Raw genomic sequence first — 5,191 nt, 5'->3', positions numbered from 1 at the left:
TCAATATAAAAACTTTTCGTTGGCTAAAGTGTGACAACGGGTTTTATGCATTGATAGAATTTGTGGATAAAATTTTGTGGCGGTTGTGGATAAAAAAGAGCGGAGTGGGTATAATCGCCCAACCTTGCTTTTCTCTGTACGCAAGGCCGTCTGAAAGCAGCCGGTGTGTCATAAAAATCTGATTTTTATTGGATTGCCTGTCTGCTCTGCCTTCTTGTATTTCCCAAATCTTCCATTTTCCGAGCTTAATCTCATGACGTTAGCTGAATTTTGGCCGCTGTGCCTTTGCCGCCTTCACGAAATGTTGCCTGCCGGGCAGTTTGCGCAATGGATTGCGCCTTTGACCGTGGGCGAAGAAAACGGCGTATGGGTGGTGTATGGTAAAAACCAATTTGCCTGCAATATGCTCAAAAGCCAGTTTGCCGCCAAAATTGACGCCGTGCGTGCCGAATTGGTGCCTCAGCAGGCTGCGTTTGCGTTTAAGCCGGGCGTAGGTACGCATTATGAAATGGTGGCTCAGGCTGTTGCGCCGGTGCAAGTGCAAGAAGTCATTGAAGTTGAAGAATGTGTAGAGCCTGTCCAAATGCCTTTGCAAACCGTTGCGGCAATAGAAGAAGACAGGCCGTCTGAAACGGTTTCCAAGCCTTCCGCTGCCAAGACGGCTGCCGAGATTTTGGCGCAGCGCATGAAAAACCTGTCGCATGAACCTCAAGTGCAAACTGTCGCTCCGGCTGAGTCTAAAGCAGTTGCCAAAGCCAAAACCGACGCGCAACACGATGCGGAAGAAGCGCGCTACGAGCAAACCAATCTGTCGCGCGACTATACATTTGAAACTTTGGTGGAAGGTAAGGGCAACCGCCTTGCCGCTGCAGCCGCCCAAGCGATTGCTGAAAATCCAGGGCAGGGCTACAACCCGTTTTTTTTATATGGCAGTACCGGTTTGGGTAAAACCCACTTGGTGCAGGCCATCGGCAACGAATTGCTGAAAAACCGTCCTGATGCCAAAGTGCGCTATATGCACTCGGACGACTATATCCGCAGCTTTATGAAGGCTGTGCGCAACAACACTTACGATGTGTTCAAGCAACAATACAAACAATATGACCTGCTGATTATCGACGATATTCAGTTCATCAAAGGTAAAGACCGTACGATGGAAGAGTTCTTCTATCTGTACAACCATTTCCACAACGAGAAAAAACAGCTGATCCTGACGTGCGACGTATTGCCTGCCAAAATCGAAGGTATGGACGACCGTCTCAAGTCCCGTTTCTCATGGGGTTTGACTTTGGAACTTGAACCGCCCGAATTGGAAATGCGCGTGGCGATTTTGCAGAAAAAGGCAGAAGCGGCCGGTATCAGTATCGAAGACGAAGCCGCTCTGTTTATCGCCAATCTGATCCGCTCCAATGTGCGTGAACTGGAAGGCGCGTTCAACCGCGTCAGCGCCAGCAGCCGTTTTATGAACCGTCCTGTCATCGACATGGATTTGGCGCGTACGGCTTTGCAGGATATTATTGCCGAGAAACACAAAGTCATTACCGCCGACATCATCATCGATGCGACAGCCAAATACTACCGTATTAAAATCAGCGATATATTAGGCAAAAAACGCACGCGCAATATTGCCCGTCCGCGCCAAGTTGCCATGAGCCTGACCAAAGAGCTGACCACGCTCAGCCTGCCTTCTATCGGCGATGCCTTTGGCGGTCGCGACCACACGACTGTGATGCACGGCGTCAAAGCGGTGGCGAAATTACGCGAAGAAGACCCCGAATTGGCGCAAGACTACGAAAAACTGCTGATTTTGATTCAGAACTGACCCAATGCAATATTCAGACGGCTTGATGTCAATATGAGGCCGTCTGAATACAAAAAATATTTTAAAATATCCAAATCAACCGATTTCAAATTCAAAGGAATGGAACATGCTGATTTTACAAGCCGATCGCGACAGTCTGCTCAAGCCGTTGCAAGCCGTTACCGGTATTGTCGAACGTCGCCATACTCTGCCGATTTTGTCTAATGTGTTGCTGGAAAGCAAAGACGGACAAACCAAACTTTTGGCAACCGACTTGGAAATCCAAATCAATACCGCCGGCCCTGAAAGTCAGGCAGGCGATTTCCGTATTACGACCAACGCTAAAAAATTCCAAGACATCTTGCGCGCCCTGCCTGACAGTGCGCTGGTGTCACTGGATTGGGCGGATAACCGTCTGACTTTGCGCGCGGGAAAATCCCGTTTTGCCCTGCAAACCCTGCCGGCTGAAGACTTTCCGTTGATGAACGTCGGCAGCGACGTCAGCGCAACTTTCTCGCTGACTCAAGAGACCTTCAAAACCATGCTTTCGCAAGTGCAATACAGCATGGCGGTTCAAGATATCCGCTATTACCTCAACGGCTTGCTGATGCAGGTTGAAGGAAACCAACTTCGCCTTGTTGCAACCGACGGCCACCGCCTTGCTTATGCGGCCAGCCAAATTGAAGCAGAACTGCCGAAAACGGAAGTAATCCTGCCGCGCAAAACGGTATTGGAACTCTTCAAGCTGTTGAACAATCCGTCCGAGTCCATCACCGTTGAGCTTTTGGACAATCAAGTACGCTTCCAATGCAATGGCACAACCATTGTCAGCAAAGTCATCGACGGCAAGTTCCCTGACTTTAACCGCGTGATTCCTTTGGATAATGACAAGATTTTCCTCGTATCCCGTACCCAGCTTTTGGGTGCACTCGAGCGTGCCGCCATTCTTGCCAATGAAAAATTCCGCGGCGCACGACTGTTCCTGCAGCCTGGTTTGCTGAGTGTCGTATGTAGCAACAATGAGCAGGAAGAAGCGCGCGAAGAGCTGGAAATCGCTTACCAAGGCGGAGAACTCGAAGTCGGTTTCAATATCGGCTACCTGATGGATGTGTTGCGTAACATCCACTCCGACGATATGCAGCTTGCTTTCGGCGATGCCAACCGTTCAACGCTGTTTACCGTGCCGAACAATCCTAACTTCAAATACATCGTGATGCCGATGCGTATTTAATTGGTGTGTGAATAAACAAAAAGAGCGTGTAGGGTACACGCTCTTTTTTATAGGCTTGAATTAAAAGGCCGTCTGAAAATTGTTTTTCAGACGGCCTTTTGATTAAACCGGGATGATTCGGTTAAATAGGAAAACTGGGATTAACGTGGACGTGGTTCGCAGTTTTTCACCAGGAATGAGCCGTTAGGGGCGTTCACGCCAACCACTTCAGAAGTAGTGTGGGTGTTTTTGTCGATGAAACCGGCAGACATTACATAGCCTTTACGGTTGGTGAAAGTAGTGCCAGTGCTGTCAGAACGTTTTTTGTCGACAACCAAAGAGGCTTTTTTGCCACCGGCGTTTACGTCGGCAGTAACTGCACGGCCGCTACGGTCAAAGCCGTACATCACGTTCAGTGATTTGCCGCCGTCACAACGGTAAGAAACGAAGCCGGCAGGCGCAGCGGCAGCAGAGAAGGAAACAGTAGCCAATGCGGCTGCAGTGATAACAGAAAGTAATTTCATGATCTAAGCTCCATATGAGGGTTGTGTGTTATCTTGCAAAGTGAGAAAGGGTTTCCGTTTGCAGATGAAGCGTATTTTAGGCGTTTTGTCGGTAGTGGCAATTAGGTAAATTGCAAAACAGTGTTTACTTATGATTACCCGATTGTTTATTAATAGAAAGTTGTTTGTAATTTGGTGTTGCAAAGTGGTTATGCAGGTTGTTGCGGAATATATACATTAATGATTCTTTAAAAAATATAGCGAAAGAATACAAAAAAGGCCGTCTGAATATTCAGACGGCCTTTGATATGAAGCGGTTTACAAGAAGAAAATTGAAGCGATAGTCACGGCGATGACGCCATAGATGCTCATCGGGATGACAGTTTTCTTGATGATCGCGCCTTCGGCGTTGTTTACGTTCAATACGCTGCACACCGCGATGATGTTATTGATGCAGACCATGTTGCCCATTGCGCCGCCGACGGATTGCAGGGCGAGGATGAGGGTAACGGACAGGCCGGTATCAAGCGCGATTTGTTGTTGAATCGGGCCGAAGGTCAGGTTGGATACAGTGTTGGAGCCGGAGAAGAATGCACCGATTGCGCCAAGGTATGGGGAGAAGTACACCCAGTGTTCACCTGCCATCGCGGCAAATTCTTTACCGATGATTTTCACCATGGAGTCATCGCCGCCAACCATCATCAGTTGAACCATAATCAGCGCACCCATCAGGGCAAGCAGAGGTTTTTTGGTTTGGTTGAAGGTTGCAGCGTAGAAAGACCATGCGTCTTTGAATTTGGTTTTGTACAGCAGGATGCAAATCCAAACGGTGAAGACAAACGGAATCCAAGCCGGAACGTAGAGGGTTTGGTAGGAAGCGTTTACGCCTTGGCCGAAGATGTTGCCGAAGGTGATGGTTAGGGAGTCGCTGACGGTGATTTTGGACAAATCAAACGGCAGTTGGAAGCTGAACCATTCTTCTTTGCTGGTCAGCAGACCTTTGATGCCCAACTGTTTGATACGGGTGACCACCAGCATGCCGATCAGCATACCCAAAGGGGCCAGTGCTTTGGCAACTTGTGCGAAAGGTACTTTTTCTGCATTCGGGTCTTTGGCGTAATCTTTGCTCAAGCCCCAGCCGCGGTTTGCTGCGAATACGGACACCATCAGGCCGATTGCGCCGGCAACCAGAGATGGGAATTCTTCATTAACCATCGCCAAGGCAACGTAAGGAAGGGTACAGGAGAATACGGCGATACCGATGAAGCCCAAGTTTTTGCGGATTTCAGCCCAAGGTACGATGAAGCTCAAGCCGATAACAGGGATGATGAAACCTGCAAAGAAGTGCATTACGCCGGTTTGCATACCGATTTCCATAATGCTCTTTTGATCCAAGCCCAAAGGTGCGAAGCCGAACCAAGTCGGGGTACCTACTGCACCGAAGGAAACAGGTACGGAGTTCATCACCAAAGCGAAGATGGCTACTTTTAACGGGTTGAAGCCCAAGCTCATCAGGATTGGCGCGGCAATGGCGGCAGGCGTACCGAAACCGGACGCGCCTTCAATCATAAAGGCGAAAGACCAGCCGATGATCATCAATTGGGCAATCGGATTCGGGCTGATGGTAGCCAGCCATTTGCGGATGACGTCGATACAGCCGGTGGTTTCCATCATGCG

The 5,191-nt window shown here is 49.1% G+C and carries 4 protein-coding genes; 2 read left to right on the top strand and 2 right to left on the bottom strand.

Annotated elements, in window-relative coordinates; all coding sequences use genetic code 11:
- Positions 1 to 253 precede the first annotated feature (253 nt).
- Both dnaA and dnaN read left to right on the top strand, forming a co-directional pair.
- Positions 254 to 1,822, top strand: coding sequence for a chromosomal replication initiator protein DnaA (dnaA, locus tag ACTHSP_RS17625; RefSeq protein WP_314511140.1), 1,569 nt, complete (start codon positions 254 to 256; stop codon positions 1,820 to 1,822).
- 106 nt (positions 1,823 to 1,928) lie between these two features.
- The gene (dnaN, locus tag ACTHSP_RS17620; protein ID WP_004520410.1) at positions 1,929 to 3,032 is read left to right on the top strand and encodes a DNA polymerase III subunit beta; all 1,104 of its coding nucleotides are present in this window, start codon (positions 1,929 to 1,931) and stop codon (positions 3,030 to 3,032) included.
- Positions 3,033 to 3,172: 140 nt separating this feature from the next.
- On the opposite strand, the gene ACTHSP_RS17615 is transcribed toward dnaN, so the two are convergent.
- Positions 3,173 to 3,535 (bottom strand): ACP-like domain-containing protein, encoded by a 363-nt coding sequence (locus ACTHSP_RS17615; protein WP_004520408.1) that lies wholly within the window; start codon positions 3,533 to 3,535, stop codon positions 3,173 to 3,175.
- A gap of 297 nt (positions 3,536 to 3,832) precedes the next feature.
- Positions 3,833 to 5,191, bottom strand: a 1,359-nt coding sequence (locus ACTHSP_RS17610) for an L-lactate permease (protein ID WP_440346556.1), incomplete at its 5' end; no start/stop codon positions are given.

This window comes from Neisseria sp. P0001.S005 (genome assembly GCF_051963715.1).
Note: the sequence above shows the minus strand (reverse complement) of the source record. Positions and strands in the feature narration are given on the sequence as shown.

Bases quoted from the DNA above. Each gene is read 5' to 3' on its own strand.
- ACTHSP_RS17615 (WP_004520408.1), bottom strand. From the start codon at position 3,535: ATGAAATTACTTTCTGTTATCACTGCAGCCGCATTGGCTACTGTTTCC.
- dnaN (WP_004520410.1), top strand. From the start codon at position 1,929: ATGCTGATTTTACAAGCCGATCGCGACAGTCTGCTCAAGCCGTTGCAA.
- dnaA (WP_314511140.1), top strand. From the start codon at position 254: ATGACGTTAGCTGAATTTTGGCCGCTGTGCCTTTGCCGCCTTCACGAA.